The 17,054-nt window shown below is 38.4% G+C and carries 8 protein-coding genes and 2 pseudogenes; 8 read left to right on the forward strand and 2 right to left on the reverse strand.

What is annotated here, in order from left to right:
• The first annotated feature begins 3 nt into the window (after positions 1 to 3).
• From MKY19_RS07015 to sigK, 8 genes and pseudogenes are all read left to right on the forward strand, one after another.
• On the forward strand, positions 4 to 9,408 hold the full coding sequence (locus MKY19_RS07015) for an amino acid adenylation domain-containing protein (RefSeq protein WP_339801540.1): 9,405 nt from the start codon (positions 4 to 6) through the stop codon (positions 9,406 to 9,408).
• Positions 9,409 to 9,464: 56 nt separating this feature from the next.
• On the forward strand, positions 9,465 to 10,175 hold the full coding sequence (locus tag MKY19_RS07020) for a 4'-phosphopantetheinyl transferase superfamily protein (RefSeq protein ID WP_339801545.1): 711 nt from the start codon (positions 9,465 to 9,467) through the stop codon (positions 10,173 to 10,175).
• Positions 10,165 to 10,416 (forward strand): acyl carrier protein, encoded by a 252-nt coding sequence (locus MKY19_RS07025; protein ID WP_339801547.1) that lies wholly within the window; start codon positions 10,165 to 10,167, stop codon positions 10,414 to 10,416. Before MKY19_RS07020 ends, MKY19_RS07025 begins: the two co-directional genes overlap by 11 nt.
• Before the next feature lie 929 nt (positions 10,417 to 11,345).
• A pseudogene (locus MKY19_RS07030) lies at positions 11,346 to 11,799 on the forward strand (sigma-70 family RNA polymerase sigma factor); the annotation flags it as partial.
• 492 nt (positions 11,800 to 12,291) lie between these two features.
• Positions 12,292 to 13,347: an N-acetyltransferase gene (locus MKY19_RS07035; protein ID WP_339801550.1), complete on the forward strand. Its 1,056-nt coding sequence runs from the start codon at positions 12,292 to 12,294 to the stop codon at positions 13,345 to 13,347.
• On the forward strand, positions 13,325 to 13,696 hold the full coding sequence (locus MKY19_RS07040) for an ASCH domain-containing protein (RefSeq protein ID WP_339801553.1): 372 nt from the start codon (positions 13,325 to 13,327) through the stop codon (positions 13,694 to 13,696). The genes MKY19_RS07035 and MKY19_RS07040 overlap by 23 nt, the downstream gene beginning before the upstream one ends.
• Positions 13,697 to 13,717: 21 nt before the next feature.
• Positions 13,718 to 14,254 carry an ATP-binding protein gene (locus MKY19_RS07045; RefSeq protein WP_339801556.1) on the forward strand — a complete coding sequence of 179 codons (537 nt, stop codon included), beginning with the start codon at positions 13,718 to 13,720 and terminating at the stop codon, positions 14,252 to 14,254.
• A gap of 212 nt (positions 14,255 to 14,466) precedes the next feature.
• Positions 14,467 to 14,972: pseudogene (sigK, locus tag MKY19_RS07050) on the forward strand (RNA polymerase sporulation sigma factor SigK); the annotation flags it as partial.
• 316 nt (positions 14,973 to 15,288) lie between these two features.
• Here sigK and MKY19_RS07055 read toward each other — a convergent pair.
• Both MKY19_RS07055 and MKY19_RS07060 read right to left on the reverse strand, forming a co-directional pair.
• A complete protein-coding gene (locus MKY19_RS07055; protein ID WP_339801559.1) occupies positions 15,289 to 16,227 on the reverse strand; it encodes a HEPN domain-containing protein in 939 nt (312 codons plus the stop codon).
• A gap of 40 nt (positions 16,228 to 16,267) precedes the next feature.
• Positions 16,268 to 16,930: a hypothetical protein gene (locus MKY19_RS07060; RefSeq protein ID WP_339801562.1), complete on the reverse strand. Its 663-nt coding sequence runs from the start codon at positions 16,928 to 16,930 to the stop codon at positions 16,268 to 16,270.
• Between the last annotated feature and the right edge of the window lie 124 nt (positions 16,931 to 17,054).

Here is a 17,054-nt window from a genome sequence, read left to right on the forward strand (position 1 = left end):
AAAATGAACATTGAAAAATACTATACTCTTTCACCGATGCAAGAGGGTATGTTATTCCATTCTTTATACAATGAGGGAATGAATACTTATTTTGAACAATTATCTATCAATGTTAGAGGTTTTATTTCCATTCAAGATTATGAATATGGCCTTAATGAACTTATTAAGCGTCATGATATTTTTCGTACAATTTTTAATTTTTCTAAAACTAAAAAGCCCTTTCAAATTGTTTTGTCGAAACGTACCACAAAAATCCATTACGAAAATCTAGAACATTTACCTTTTAATGAGCAGAGAACAATTGTGAAAAATTACAAGGAGAAGGATCTGTTACAGGGTTTTGATCTAACAAAAGATTTATTAATGCGTGTTGCAGTATTTAAATTAAATAACGAGAAGTACGATATTGTGTGGAGCTTTCACCATATTTTAATGGATGGATGGTGCCTAGGAATTGTATTAAAGGAGTGGATGGAGCTATATCTGGCAAAACTTGAAGGTAGGTTGGCCATGCTTGAACCAGTAAATTCCTATAGTAACTATATCCAATGGCTAGAAAAACAGGACAGGGAAGAATCACTGGCTTATTGGGGGAATTACCTTGATGGATATGAAATAACTGCCACACTACCATATAAAAGCCCAGATAAAGCAACTGTGGAGTATACTCAAAAAGAATTGGAAGAAACTCTAGATGAGACTCTAACAGATAAACTAAACCAAGTTGCTCGTCGTTTTCAGGTGACTACAAATACAGTTTTTCAGACTATTTGGGGCCTTATTCTCCAAAGGTATAATCGAACAGATGATGTGGTGTTTGGGGCAGTAGTTTCTGGAAGACCTGCAGAAATTAAAGGAATTGAGTCAATGGTAGGACTCTTTATTAATACTGTGCCAGTACGGATCAAGTGTGATACAGAAATGAAGTTTGGTGAGTTGCTCCAAGAGGTCCAAAGGGTTGCATTAGAAGGAGAGAAATATAACTACTCTCCTTTATATGAGGTTCAAGCAAAGAGTCAGCTAGGAAATAATTTACTTGATCATATTATTATTTTTGAAAATTATCCTACCGGTGATGGACTCAAAGAAGTAAATCCTAATAAAGCTTCGGGATTTGAGATCGAACAAATACATGCTTTTGAGCAAACCAATTATGATTTTAATATTACAGTTAAGCCTGGAAAGAGCTTGGGTTTGAATTTCAGTTTTAACGCTAATGTCTATTTAGAAGAAGACATTCATCGCACCATCAAACACATCTTGCAAGTCATAGAGATTATCACTGAAGATCCAGAGATATTAGTCGAAGAATTAGATATTATTCCAGAAGATGAGAAACAACTTTTAAGATTGTTTAATGCTACGGAGACTAAATATCCAAGAGATAAAACAATACAGCAACTGTTTGAAGAACAAGTAGAAAAAACACCAGATGAAATAGCAGTGATTTGTGGAGAAGAACAAATCAGCTATAGAGAACTTAATCGGCAAGCTAATAGATTAGCTCACCAACTTCGCAAAAATGGAGTTACAAGAAATATGGTTGTCGGTCTCTTAGTAGAACGTTCAATACAAATGATTGTGGGACTTATTGGAGTATTAAAGGCTGGAGCTGCATATATTCCATTAGATCCGAATTATCCAATAGAGAGAATTATGTACATGCTAGAAGATAGCGGGACTCAACTGCTCTTAACACAAAGTTGGTTGAAAGATCAACTACTATCTGATGGCTTATATATAAATAAAATAATCGACATTGATTTAGCTATCATGGAGTTTGGTGAAGAAGATAATCCGTTACATGTAAACTCGATCGAAGACTTGGTTTATATCATATATACTTCTGGGACAACCGGAAATCCTAAGGGAGTGATGGTTCAACAGAAACAGTTTGTTAATGTATATTTCGGATGGAGAGAAAAATATGATTTGACTCATTTACCTGTGAGGATTCTACAATTAGCTAGTTTTTCTTTTGATGTATTTGCGGGTGATACAGCTAGGGCCCTTCTGAGTGGAGGAATGATGTTGTTATGCCCGGAAAACGATAGATACAATATCTCTCGCTTATATGAACTTTTGGAACAATATAAAATTACAATTATGGAGTCGACGCCGGCACTGATTATTCCATTAATGAGATATATACATGAAAATCGTTTGAAGCTACTTCATTTACGGCTACTCATTGTAGGGTCTGATATTGTCTCTAAAGAAAATTTTGTCTGGTTGCTTCATAATTTTGGGGATTCAATGAGGATTATTAACAGTTATGGTGTTACGGAAGCGTGTATCGATTCCAGTTATTATGAATCGGAAGTATTATCCTGTGAGGGGAAACTTCCTGTAGGGAAACCCCTACCGAACATTCATATGTACACTTTGGACACAAGTTTGAGGTTGGTACCGATAAATGCTGTTGGGGAGTTATATATAGGTGGAGCCGGTGTGGCGCGTGGTTATTTGAACCGGCCGGAACTAACTGCAGAAAAATTCGTGGAGAACCCCTATCGTCCAAGAGAACGGATGTATCGGACAGGAGATTTGGCTCGCTGGCTGCCGGATGGAAACATCGAGTTTTTGGGGCGGATGGACCACCAGGTAAAAATTCGGGGATACCGGATTGAACCGGGAGAGATTGAAAACCAATTGTTGAAGCATCCGAAGGTACGGGAAGCTGTCGTTATCGCCCAATTGGAGAGCGATGGGCAGTCGCAAGCTTTATGTGCTTATGTCGTAGGAGACAGCGGCTTAAAAAGCAGCATACTGCGTGAATACCTGAGTCAGGAACTGCCGGAGTACATGATTCCTTCGTACTTTATAGCCTTGGAAGAGTTACCACTAACGCCGAATGGTAAGGTGGACCGCAAAGCGTTACCCAAACCGGAGGCAGGAATGGCAAGCGGACGAGCCTATGAAGCACCGAGCAATGAGATTGAATCCCAGATGGCAGAGATTTGGCAAGGCGTGTTAGGGCGAGAAAAAGTGGGGCTTAACGATCACTTCTTTGAACTGGGGGGACACTCGCTCAAGGCCACCGCATTGGCATCAGCCATTCACAAGCAATTCGATGTGGAGATTCCACTAAAGCAAATTTTTAAAACGCCAACAATGAGAGAATTGGCGGCATACACAGCCGAAGCGGATCGGCGCAAATATCGTCCAATCGAGCGGATTGCAGAACGGGAATGGTATCCCGTTTCTTCAGCGCAGAAACGGCTGTTAATTCTTCAGCAGCTAGAGGGCGGGGACGCCAGCTATAACATGCCGTCGGTCTTCTTGCTAGAGGGAGACCTAGATGTAGCATGTTTGGAACAAGCCCTTGTGAAGATGACAGAACGTCATGAGGCGTTGCGAACCTCGTTTGAATGGATTAACGGGGAACCGGTACAACGCATTCATCCTCGAGTGGAAATCAAGCTGGGGTATAGCCAAGCAAGTTTTGAAGAAGGAGCAGAGCTGACCAAATCGTTCGTGCGTCCGTTTGATTTAAGCAAAGCACCATTAATGAGAGCAGAACTGATCCAGATTTCAGAGGAGAAGCATCTTTTCATGTTGGATATGCACCATGTGGTGTCCGATGGAGTGTCGATGGGAATCTTTATGGACGAATTATCGCAGATGTATGATGGAAAGGAGCTAGGTCAGCCACGGATCCAATATAAGGACTACAGTGAATGGCAGCAGGCTCGTTTTCAAAGCGAAGAAATGGAGAAGCAAAAAGCTTATTGGTTGGAACATCTTGGTGGTGAATTACCTATACTCGATTTACCGACAGATTATTCACGGCCTAGTGTTCAGAGCTTTGAAGGGAATCATATTTTCTTTGAAGCCGATCCGAATTTAAGCGATGGCCTGAAGAACATTGCACGAGAAACGGGAAGCACCTTATACATGGTGTTGTTAGCGGCATATCAGGTATTACTCTCCCGGTACAGCGGGCAAGAAGATATCATCGTTGGAACGCCAACAGCCGGGAGGCTACATGCGGATACAGAGGATGTCCTGGGCTTATTCGTGAATACGTTAGCGGTGAGAGGCTGTCCGGAAGGCCAGAAAACAGTTAAGTCATTTATAGAAGAAGTCAAGAAAGCAACGTTAGGGGCATATGAGCATCAGGAGTATCCTTTTGAAGAACTGGTTAATCAATTGAATATTCCACGGGACTTGAGCCGCAACCCATTATTTAGTACATTGTTCGTTTTACAAAACATAAAACAAACTCAGCTTAAACTTGGAGAAGTGCAGGCTGAGCCATATCATATGGAATATCAGATATCTAAATTTGATATGTCGATCGAGGCAGTGGAACAAGAAGGAAGGATTCGATTCGGGCTGGAATATGCAACCCGTCTGTTCAGGGAAGAGACCGTAGGACGGATAGCAGAAAACTACATTCAGGTATTAAAAGAGTTTGCTTGGAATTCAGAAAAACAGCTTGGGGAAATCAAAGTGCTGACCAAAGAGGAGAAGCAACTGTTGGAGTCGTTTAATGCAACAGGGACAATTTATGCGGAGGAAAAAACGATTCAGCAGCTGTTTGAAGAACAGGTAGAGCGTACCCCCGAAGCGATAGCAGTTGTAAGTGAGAAAGAACAAGTGAGCTACCGAGAGTTGAATCTCCGTGCCAATCGGTTAGCCCATGTTCTGAGAGTACAAGGCGTGAAAAGAGATGAAATCATAGGGTTAATGGTGGAACGAACACCGGAAATGGTCGTGGGAATTCTCGGAATATTGAAGTCGGGTGCAGCGTATGTACCATTGGATCCAGCTTATCCGGAAGAACGGATCACCTATATGTTGGCAGATAGTGGAGCTCACATACTACTGACACAGGATTCTTTGGAAGAACAAGTAACTTCTTTAAAGAAGAACTATGCAGGAAGCATTTTGGATATTGAGCAAGCTGAAGCCATGTCAGACACCGATGAGAACCCGGAACCTATTAATAAATCGGAAGATTTGGCTTATGTGATCTACACGTCGGGCTCTACCGGGAAGCCTAAGGGGGTTATGCTCGAGCATAGAGGACTTATAAATGCACAGCTCTTATGGGAAAACTCCTTCGGCATTGTTCCTGAAGACCGAATTGTACAGTTTGCCAGCAGTTCCTTTGATGCTTCTGTATGGGAAATCTTTATGGCATTGTTTGCGGGGGCCAAGTTATATATCCCATCTAAGGAAACGATCTTGGACTCTCAGCGGTTTGTGGACTACATAGGAAAGAATAAGCTGACCGTGCTAACATTACCACCAACCTATTTGAGCACCATAGAATCCAAACAGCTTAAAGGAGTACGTTTACTTATAACGGCAGGATCGGCAATCCATCCTGAGTTGGCAGAGCGTTACATGCAGGAGATGAATTATGTTAATGCATATGGTCCGAGTGAAGCAACCATTTGTGTCACCGTATGGATTCCAGAAACGAAGAAAATCGAGAACAGTGTGGTCCCTATCGGAAAGCCGATCTCTAATGCGGAAGTCTATATCACAGATGAAAATGGAGAATTGCAACCCATTGGAGTAGCCGGAGAACTATGCATAGGTGGAGCCGGCGTGGCGCGTGGTTATTTGAATCAGCCGGAACTAACCGCAGAAAAATTCGTGGAGAACCCCTATCGTCCAGGAGAACGGATGTATCGGACAGGGGATGTGGCCCGTTGGCTACCGGATGGAAATATTGAGTTTTTGGGGCGGATAGACCACCAAGTGAAAATTCGGGGATACCGGATTGAACCGGGAGAGATTGAAAACCAATTGTTGAAGCATCCGAAGGTACGGGAAGCTGTCGTTATCGCCCAATTGGAGAGCGATGGGCAGTCGCAAGCTTTATGTGCTTATGTCGTAGGAGACAGCGGCTTAAAAAGCAGCATGCTGCGTGAATACCTGAGTCAGGAACTGCCGGAGTACATGATTCCTTCGTACTTTGTAGCCCTGGAAGAGTTACCACTAACGCCGAATGGCAAGGTGGACCGCAAAGCGTTACCCAAACCGGAGGTAGGAATGGCAAGCGGACGAGCCTATGAAGCACCGAGCAATGAGATTGAATCCCAGATGGCAGAGATTTGGCAAGGCGTGTTAGGGCGAGAAAAAGTGGGGCTTAACGATCACTTCTTTGAACTGGGGGGACACTCGCTCAAGGCCACCGCATTGGCATCAGCCATTCACAAGCAATTCGATGTGGAGATTCCACTAAAGCAAATTTTTAAAACGCCAACAATGAGAGAATTGGCGGCATACACAGCCGAAGCGGATCGGCGCAAATATCGTCCAATCGAGCGGATTGCAGAACGGGAATGGTATCCCGTTTCTTCAGCGCAGAAACGGCTGTTAATTCTTCAGCAGCTAGAGGGCGGGGACGCCAGCTATAACATGCCGTCGGTCTTCTTGCTAGAGGGAGACCTAGATGTAGCATGTTTGGAACAAGCCCTTGTGAAGATGACAGAACGTCATGAGGCGTTGCGAACCTCGTTTGAATGGATTAACGGGGAACCGGTACAACGCATTCATCCTCGAGTGGAAATCAAGCTGGGGTATAGCCAAGCAAGTTTTGAAGAAGGAGCAGAGCTGACCAAATCGTTCGTGCGTCCGTTTGATTTAAGCAAAGCACCATTAATGAGAGCAGAACTGATCCAGATTTCAGAGGAGAAGCATCTTTTCATGTTGGATATGCACCATGTGGTGTCCGATGGAGTGTCGATGGGAATCTTTATGGACGAATTATCGCAGATGTATGATGGAAAGGAGCTAGGTCAGCCACGGATCCAATATAAGGACTACAGTGAATGGCAGCAGGCTCGTTTTCAAAGCGAAGAAATGGAGAAGCAAAAAGCTTATTGGTTGGAACATCTTGGTGGTGAATTACCTATACTCGATTTACCGACAGATTATTCACGGCCTAGTGTTCAGAGCTTTGAAGGGAATCATATTTTCTTTGAAGCCGATCCGAATTTAAGCGATGGCCTGAAGAACATTGCACGAGAAACGGGAAGCACCTTATACATGGTGTTGTTAGCGGCATATCAGGTATTACTCTCCCGGTACAGCGGGCAAGAAGATATCATCGTTGGAACGCCAACAGCCGGGAGGCTACATGCGGATACAGAGGATGTCCTGGGCTTATTCGTGAATACGTTAGCGGTGAGAGGCTGTCCGGAAGGCCAGAAAACAGTTAAGTCATTTATAGAAGAAGTCAAGAAAGCAACGTTAGGGGCATATGAGCATCAGGAGTATCCTTTTGAAGAACTGGTTAATCAATTGAATATTCCACGGGACTTGAGCCGCAACCCATTATTTAGTACATTGTTCGTTTTACAAAACATAAAACAAACTCAGCTTAAACTTGGAGAAGTGCAGGCTGAGCCATATCATATGGAATATCAGATATCTAAATTTGATATGTCGATCGAGGCAGTGGAACAAGAAGGAAGGATTCGATTCGGGCTGGAATATGCAACCCGTCTGTTCAGGGAAGAGACCGTAGGACGGATAGCAGAAAACTACATTCAGGTATTAAAAGAGTTTGCTTGGAATTCAGAAAAACAGCTTGGGGAAATCAAAGTGCTGACCAAAGAGGAGAAGCAACTGTTGGAGTCGTTTAATGCAACAGGGACAATTTATGCGGAGGAAAAAACGATTCAGCAGCTGTTTGAAGAACAGGTAGAGCGTACCCCCGAAGCGATAGCAGTTGTAAGTGAGAAAGAACAAGTGAGCTACCGAGAGTTGAACCTCCGTGCCAATCGGTTAGCCCATGTACTGAGAGCACGTGGTGTGAAAAGAGATGAAATCATAGGGTTAATGGTGGAACGAACACCGGAAATGATCGTGGGAATTCTCGGAATATTGAAGTCGGGTGCAGCGTATGTACCATTGGATCCAGCTTATCCGGAAGAACGGATCACCTATATGTTGGCAGATAGTGGAGCTCACATACTACTGACACAGGATTCTTTGGAAGAACAAGTAACTTCTTTAAAGAAGAACTATGCAGGAAGCATTTTGGATATTGAGCAAGCTGAAGCCATGTCAGACACCGATGAGAACCCGGAACCTATTAATAAATCGGAAGATTTGGCTTATGTGATCTACACGTCGGGCTCTACCGGCAAACCGAAAGGGGTTATGATATCTCATATCAGCGTTAATAACTTCTTTGAGGGAATGAAGAGGGTAATCGATATAAGTGAACATGAAGCGATTTTATCGGTTACAAGTATCTCTTTTGATATATCGATCTTGGAATTATTATGGACTATAAGTAATGGAATCAAGGTTGTTCTTCATTATTCGGGAGGAATTACAGGATATCAACTATATTCAAAAGATTACCTAGATAAAATTAATATTACATTAATTCAGGCGACACCTAGTCGTATTCAGATAATGTTGCAGAACTCCGATACAAATGAACTATTCAAAAACATAAAAACTTGGATAGTGGGTGGTGAGCCTCTTTCAAATAGCTTGGTTAATGAGTTATCAAAATTCAACAAAACCAAAATAATAAATATGTATGGGCCAACAGAAACTACGATTTGGTCTACTTCATTTGAAGTGTTTCCCCAGAAGAGTAGGGTCTTTATTGGTAAACCAATAATTAACACTAGAATATTTATTTTAAATGAAAAACTTAAAAGGGTTCCTATTGGTGTGATAGGAGAAATATTTATAGGAGGCCAAGGAGTATCTAGAGGTTATTTAAATCGTGATGAACTTACAAATGAGAAGTTTCTAAACTTAGATTTGGGTAGTGGGATGATTGAAAGGGTTTATAAGACTGGAGATTTAGGGAGGTTTCTACCAGATGGTACGATTGAATTTATTGGAAGAGCTGATTCTCAAATTAAAATGCGAGGGTACCGGATTGAACTTGCTGAAATTGAAGGTGAATTAATCAAATTAGAGGGGATTAAGCAAGCTATTGTTATTGAAAAGGAATCAGGGACAGCTTCACATCATCTTGCTGCTTTTATAGAGTGGGAGGATACTGAACCTTCTTTATCGCCTGCTCAGGTTAAGCTACAATTACAAAGGCAATTACCTTATTACATGATTCCTTTATATTATATTAATCTAAAAGCTTTACCTCTAACACCAAATGGTAAATTAGATCGCAAAAGTTTAAAAGAAATAAATGTTAAAACGGAAGACAAAGCTACTGAAAGTAGATCATTAAACAATCTTGAAGCTACCCTTCTAAAGGTCTGGAGGGAGCTCTTTCAAAGATATGATATTGGAGTTGAAGATGATTTTTTTGAAATTGGAGGAAATTCACTCCTAGCCGTTAAGTTGGAGATCGAACTTGAACAAAATGATATTTATCTTGAGGAGTTGGCCGTTTATAAGTATAGAACCATTAAACAATTAGCTCTATTTATTGAGAATGTTGAAGTGGTGATATAGTCGAATAACATTTAATAGTTTTCAGAATCGAGAAGATTTAGAAGGGTCAGGAAAAGATGATTATTATTGCAGTGAATAGTACAATCCCCCTTTCAGAGGATCAACTTTTAGCTGGTTTATCTATAGTGGGAGAAGATAAAGCAAAACGCATCTCAAGTTTTATAATGCAAAAGGATAAGGAGCGAGGGATTTTAGGAGATCTCCTAATTCGTTATTTGATTGGTAACGAATTTAATGTTTCTCCAAAAGATATTGTTATTGGAACAGATTTATACGGTAAACCTTACTGGAATGATAGTGAAAAATATGATTTTAATATTTCTCATTCAGGTGATTGGGTTGTAGGAGTATTAGCTAGTAGTTGTGTGGGAATTGATGTGGAACAGATAGGTCCATTGGACCTATCTGTTGCAAAGCATGTTTTTTCTGGAGCTGAATTACAAATCATACTACAAAAAGATGAAGAGGAGGCAAAAGATTATTTCTACGAACTATGGACTTTAAAGGAGAGTTATATAAAGGCCATTGGAAAAGGTTTTTATTACTCAACAAAGGACTTTACTATCAATATACAAGAGCGCAATAATCAAATTATTGATGAGAAACAGACAGATTTATATTCTTTTAAGTCTTATCAAATTGATCCGAACTATAAGTTAAATGTTTGTATTAAGGGGGGGAGGGATTTATTTCCTAATTCTATCTCCATAATTACGAGTGAAAATCTTATTACAAACCTATTTGGAGGTTCAAAGAATGAGTTATGAAAAAGACGAGCATTTACTACATGAAATTCATACAATCGTCAATAAAAACATTGATTATATAGGAGAACTAGAACTTGATGAAAGTTTAAATAGTGTAGGTTTAAATTCGTTACGATTAATTGCTATGATTGTGGATTTGGAGGAGAAATTCGACATTGAATTTGCAGATGAAGAGATGTTGTATGAAAATTTTTCTACTATGAGGACAATATTTGAACAAATTAAAGCAAAAACAACTTGAGAGAGTGACTTGTTAAATCTATTTATAAAAAATTACCAATATGGGGGTTTATGGATATTAGTTCTGATTCTGTATACTCCCGGTTACTAATACACTGTAACCTGTAGCAGCTTTATCCAAATCACCTTTTTTGAACATAGGTTTGACTGTTAAAATATTTTTCCCTCTAAAAACCGATTGATTAAAGAAGCAATAAATCACTTTATTGCTGAAAATAAGTCTTTTCGGGAGTTGTAGTTACTGGAGTATGTTTCGATTTATTATCAAAAATCAAATTTTAGAAGACATTAACCAACCGTCACTCGATAGTATATCGAGAACGGTTGGTGCTTGATATACTCTTAATTTAAATTGACAGGGAAGACCAAGATACTAAGTCTTTTTTCGTGTTGTTCTCTTTAATGCTAATGCTTCTTTAAGTAAACAATATATAGCTCATCATTTGTTAATGGAATTAAAAGTGCATCAATTTTTCCTAGGATTTCAGATCTTAGCCCGTTATCACGTGGATTTTTTTCATCCTCAAGGAGTTGAGCGGTGCTCACTCGAAGAGCACTTGATATTTTGTATAGTGTATCTAAAGCTAATGTTAACTTCTCCTCGCTCAATCCTTCCTAAATAAGACTGATCAATTTGAAGGCGATCTCCTAATTGCTCTTGCGTTAATTTCCTTGCTTTCCGATATAATCTGATTTGTTTATCACTTACTTATCGTGATCCATCACTTGGTCGTAGACGGTGTGTCATGGCGGATTTATTAGAAGATTTCGCTTCAGGAAATACTCGGAAGATAAGAAATATATACATAAATTATTGAATCTTTTTAATGAAATATATCTTAATGAGCAAATACTTCTAGAACATTTGCTTAATGATTTTTCTGATAATTCTCTATTGTAAATTATTCTTTCATAAGTTGTGCAATATCCGGCACAATCGACCTGATTAAAGCTATTGAGAGCTATCGTCCAAACAAAGGGACAAAGCTGGCAACTTTTGCTGCCCGTTGTATTGAAAACGATATTCTGATGCACCTTAGATCTGAAGAAGACCCGCAAAGACGTATTTCTGTACGACCCGATTGGGACAGACAAGAAAGGTAACGAAATTACTTTGATCGATATACTCGGCTCTGAAGCTGATGATGTCATTAAAGAAGTAGATCTTAAAATCGAAAAGGGCAAGATTTATCGTAACTTTGATATTCTGGATGACCGAAAAAAAGAAGTTGTGGTCGGTAGATTCGGGTTAGATACAGGTGGAGAAGAAAGAACACAGAGGGAGATCGCGAAGGAGTTTGGAATTTCGCGGAGTTATGTTTCGAGAATAGAAAAAAGGGCGCTGATGAAGCTATATCATGAGTTTTATAAGGCGAAGCGGTAAAAAAAATGTAATGCAGCTAGCCAATTGGCCGGCTGCTTTTTTAGTTAAAGAGAAATCAGAGTATTCTCTACCCAAAAAGCCCCAATTATTCCGTACATGGTGGCTTGAACAAATTATCATTTTCGCAAAATCAACCAAGGGACATAAACGGGTTAGGAGGAAACTATAAAACAAAAGCAGTTAAAATATGAGAAGTGCATTTTAACGGCTACTAGTATATTGCAATATGCCAGTAGATTTTTTTGTTTATAGGTATAGCAAACACTTGTTCTCATAGTATTCAAAATAATGTTATACTACTATCAACAGACTTTTTGAAGAAACTTCTTTCGGAGGAGTTAGAGAGGAACTCTAACTCCTCTACAAATTTACTCTTTGATTACCACTATTATTTTATGAGTAGGAAAGTTGTAGTAATGAGTATTTATGACAACATTCGACATGAATCGTCTGGTATTATTGGACTATATTACCATACGTGGAGGCGTTGTTATGGACGGAATAATTCAAATCAAAAGTTTTAATCAAATTAATTTAGAAGATCCTTTTTTTGATACGTTAAAAGAGGACTACCCTGGATTTGAACTATGGTTTAAGAGGAAGGGAAATGAAGAAGCACAAGTTTTTTATAATCAATCAGACAATTTAGAAGCTTTTTTATACATGAAAACAGAAGAAGGTCCGGTAAATGATGTTCAGCCTGCGCTAGAGGACGGATTGTGGCTGAAAGTAGGAACAATGAAGGTCAATCCCCATGGAACTCGGCTCGGAGAGCGGTTCATAAAAAAAATACTTGACTATGCTATTGTAAAAGATATTAAAAAAATTTATGTTACAGTTTTTAAAAAGCATGAAAAATTGGTAGAAACTTTTGAAAAATACGGATTCATAGAAACAGGTATAAAAGTATCCGCGGCAGGTGAAGAGTCAGTCTTTACTAAAGATTTAAAGAATAAAACTAATAACATCCTTCATGATTACCCGTTAGTTAGATCAAGAGGGAAAAGTAAGCATTTATTGGCGATTAAGCCTAATTATCATACGAAGCTTTTTCCCGATTCCATTTTGAATAATGAGAGTTTTGATATCATAAAAGATGTTTCGCATACCAATAGTATACACAAAGTGTATATTTCATCAATGAGCGGACTAGCTTTTGTTACTAAGGGAGATTTAATGGTAATATACAGAACCAAAGCTGAACAAGGTTCTGCATGGTATACATCTGTCGCAACGTCAATATGTGTAGTTGAAGAAATGAAAAGTCCTCGTGAGTTTAAAAGTCTGGAAATATTCATGAAGTATTGTAAAAGTTATTCAGTTTTTACTGATGCAGAATTATTAGAGTATTGGAATAAAAAAGGTCCCGTTTATGTAATTAAGATGACATATAATATTGCATTTAGAAAAAGGTTGAATAGAAAGAGATTGGTTGAAGAAATAGGTTTAAATGAAAAGGCTTATTGGGGATGCATATCTCTTTCGGATCAAGAGTTTGAAAAAATACTTATTAAAGGTGATGTATATGAAAGTCTTGTTGTCGATTAAACCAGAATATGTAGAAAAAATATTCAGTGGAGAAAAAAGGTATGAATACCGCAAAGCCATATTCAAGAAAAATATAGATACTATCGTAGTATACTCAACTATGCCCGAGGGTCTAATCGTTGGTGAATTTAAGATAGATACTATTTTATATAACAGTCCTGAGATAATTTGGAACGAGACGAAAGAGTATGCTGGAGTCAGTAATTCATTTTTTAAAAAGTATTTTGCAAATAGGCTTGAGGGATATGCAATAAAAATAATTAATCCCGTGCGTTATGAAAAACCAATTGATCCTAAATTAGAGTTTGAATCCTTCCATGCTCCACAATCATTTTGTTATATATCTTAGTAATGAGGAGTGTACGAGGAAATGAGTAAAATTATATTTGTGAGCGGCGTTCATGGAGTGGGCAAAACGTATTTTTGTAATTCTTTAAAACAACAATATCAATTTTCTCATTACTCAGCTAGTCAACTCATTGCTAAAGTAAAACATAAAACATTTAATCAGTCTAAACGTGTAGGAGAGATAAAAGAGAACCAAGATTATCTAATATCTGCAATCGCTGGTTTAAATATCAACAATGAGGTTATGCTTTTAGATGGTCATTTCTGTATAGTTAACCAGTCCAGTGAAATAATTAGATTGCCGGATGTGACTTTTCGAAAATTGTCACCTGTCGGTATTATTCTATTAATGGAAAACCCCCATATTGTTTATCAACGGTTACAACAAAGAGATAATGTGAGTGCCTTTGATTTAAATTTTATCGGGAAGCTTCAAGAAGAAGAGAAGAAATATTCTGAAGAAATTTCTAATTTATTGAATGTTCCCCAGTACATTTATTCTAGTGATGATAATAATGTCGGGCTAGATAAGTTTATAAACACTATTGTTGAGTTATAAGATAAAAAGATGCAGAATTCTTAGGGACTAAGATATAAGATAGTAGTAGTTACAATAGTGAGATTGTTTTAACTGCGTATTATTAAAAAAATTATTATGTGTTGCCTATCTTCCTGTTTGGTAGAAGTGATTGAACTGCAAATCATAAAAATGAACAGTTCACTTCTTTAGTTCTTTAGTGAAAATATCTTAACATCATACGTGACCATAACCTCAAAAAATTCGATAACACCGGGGAAGACATGAGGATCTGATCTCCATCGGCACCATCGGCCTGATCAAAGCCATTGAGAGCTACCGTCCAAACAAAGGAACCAAACTAGCCACATTTGCGGCTCGTTGTTTTGAAAACGAAATCCTGATGCACCTTAGATCTTTGAAGAAAACACGTAAAGATGTATCTCTCCACGATCCGATTGGGACAGACAAGGAAGGTAATGAAATTACACTTATCGATATCCTCGGCTCGGAAGCGGATGATGTCATTAAAGAAGTTGATCTGAAGATCGAGAAAAGTTAGATTTATCGCAATCTTGATATTTTGGATGACCGGGAAAAAGAGGTCGTGGTTGGACGGTTTGGATTGGATACAGGTAGAGAAGAGAGGACGCAGAGGGAGATTGCCAAGGAGCTGGGGATCTCGCGGAGTTATGTTTCGCGGATAGAGAAGAGGGCACTCATGAAGCTGTATCATGAGTTTTATAAGGCGAAAAGATAAGCGCAATGGGATAACTATAAGTCTCATTTATAGCTTAGTGATTATCTCAACTGAAGAAGGGCTGTAGTTTTGTTTTAATGGCAGCCCTAGTTCTGTTTCTAAATAAACTAAACTTACAACTTAAAGTGTATCTCTCTTCTTTCTGAATTATTTAAAATGTCTGAAGCCGCCAAGCTTTCTTTCGGGTAGGCTTAATATACTTGACTAGAAGAGTTAGTCACGGCCTTCTAGAGAAGCGCTCGGCGTAAGCTAATTGACAAGATCTAGACATTGGATATGAACAAACCTGGTATTTGAAAAATAAAAGAGTTGTTTATTAATATCCAATATCTGGCATTGGATAAGTTTCTGAATAGGATTTACCTAACAACATTTCAGAGATAAATGTTCTTAAATAATATTGCTCGATTGCTATTTCTTCAATTTCAACCAATGTATCCTCGGTATTTCCATGGGACAGAGAATTTCTAATTCTGCAAAAGGCGTTGTAGTTGCTCAGTTCCTTTTTTGAGAATTTAAAACTCCTTGCCGCTAATAACATTTTCCTGTTATCGGTAATGAAACCTTTCATAGCTACAGATTTAACTTCATTGAATATTTGATTATGTTTTTCCTCGTAGTTTTCATTTAAAGTTTCAAGTAAGAAGGAACTAATCTTACTCTTTAAATTCACAACTATTTTTTGTTCAATATCATTACTTTTATAATATTCTCTTCCAAGCATCTCCAATCCCCGGTATATATTCAAATACGCGTCCTCATAAAGTTCGCTCTGAACGGCATCAAGATTTCGGACAAAATAGGAAATGGCAGCGTAATATTTTTTCTGCAAGTCTAGGCCCGAATTTCTTTTCTTGGTATCATTAAAGTTCGAAAGGTTGTTGAGTTTCCCTAAAAACTTATGTATTTTATTTATATTCTCTGCATTACTAGTAGGAGTAGGTTCTATTGAATCTGTTTCAGTCATTTCACGAAAAGTTGGATATTCATTTATGATTTTAAACCCAAATAAAAATTGCAAAATTTTGTTCGACTTTTCCGTTTCATTGATGGCTCTTCTTTTAACTAATTTATGGTCTGATAAGTCGCCGTCATAAATATAACAGTCGACATAGAGATAAGTTTCGTCCTTTATCCAACCATACCCTCGATAAAAACAATCATTTATCCAAAAACCGCTTTTCCTAGGGATTTTTAACCTTATTCGCTCTTCGTTAGGTCCTTCTAGAAATAATTGATAGGTTACTTTATACATTATTCAATACTCCTTTTGCTTTTCTTATTTACTGTAAGTTTCATGAACCTATCTGAATTTTATTTCCAAAGATCTCACACCGTTCAGACACAGACAGGTTATGTCCTGTTAATATATCAGACAAAAGAACGGTCCAATGATTGCGTACAGATTGGGTTAAGGATGAGGCTATAGGAAGTGTTGAACCCAAAGTTTTAAATCCTTCTAGATCTACACGAAGAGCATGCAGATTATAGGATTTTTGCTTTTTGTACATAATACGTTCTGTTGGAGTACTATTAATGGTATCAAGGTAAGAGGGATTATTATGAATTGTGGAAAAGTAATATGCCATAAATGAAACTATGCAATAAAATGCATCCACCCAGTCGTCATGATTTTGAATAATTCCAAAAGGTAAACTTGCTGCCACAATCTCATATCCATTTGGGTCGCTACTAATGGAGCCTGCTTTATAATCTTTATAAGCAAAAGCTTCAAATAACAATAATTTACTTGCTGAAACTTCATGCATATTGAAGGTGAAATCAATATGGAAATAGTTTGATTTGATATGCTGAAAGATTATGTTACCAAAAAAATAAGCCTGTGCTGTAGCTTGAGAAGCGGCTTGTACCCACCAAGGGGAGGGTTCCTTATCAAACCGATGAAGATGTTCGACAGCGTAATGTATACTCGACAGAATTTGCTTGAACAATTTCATGATGAACAATTTAACGCGTTGGTAGAGAAGATAATCATCCCCTTGCCAACGCGTTATTTGTTTACCTTAAAGAGTGGGATGGAGATTGGGAAGATGGTCGAGTAAAATCCATTGTAATAAGAAA

It is taken from the genome of Paenibacillus sp. FSL R5-0744, from assembly GCF_037972555.1.
GTDB lineage: Bacteria > Bacillota > Bacilli > Paenibacillales > Paenibacillaceae > Paenibacillus_AQ.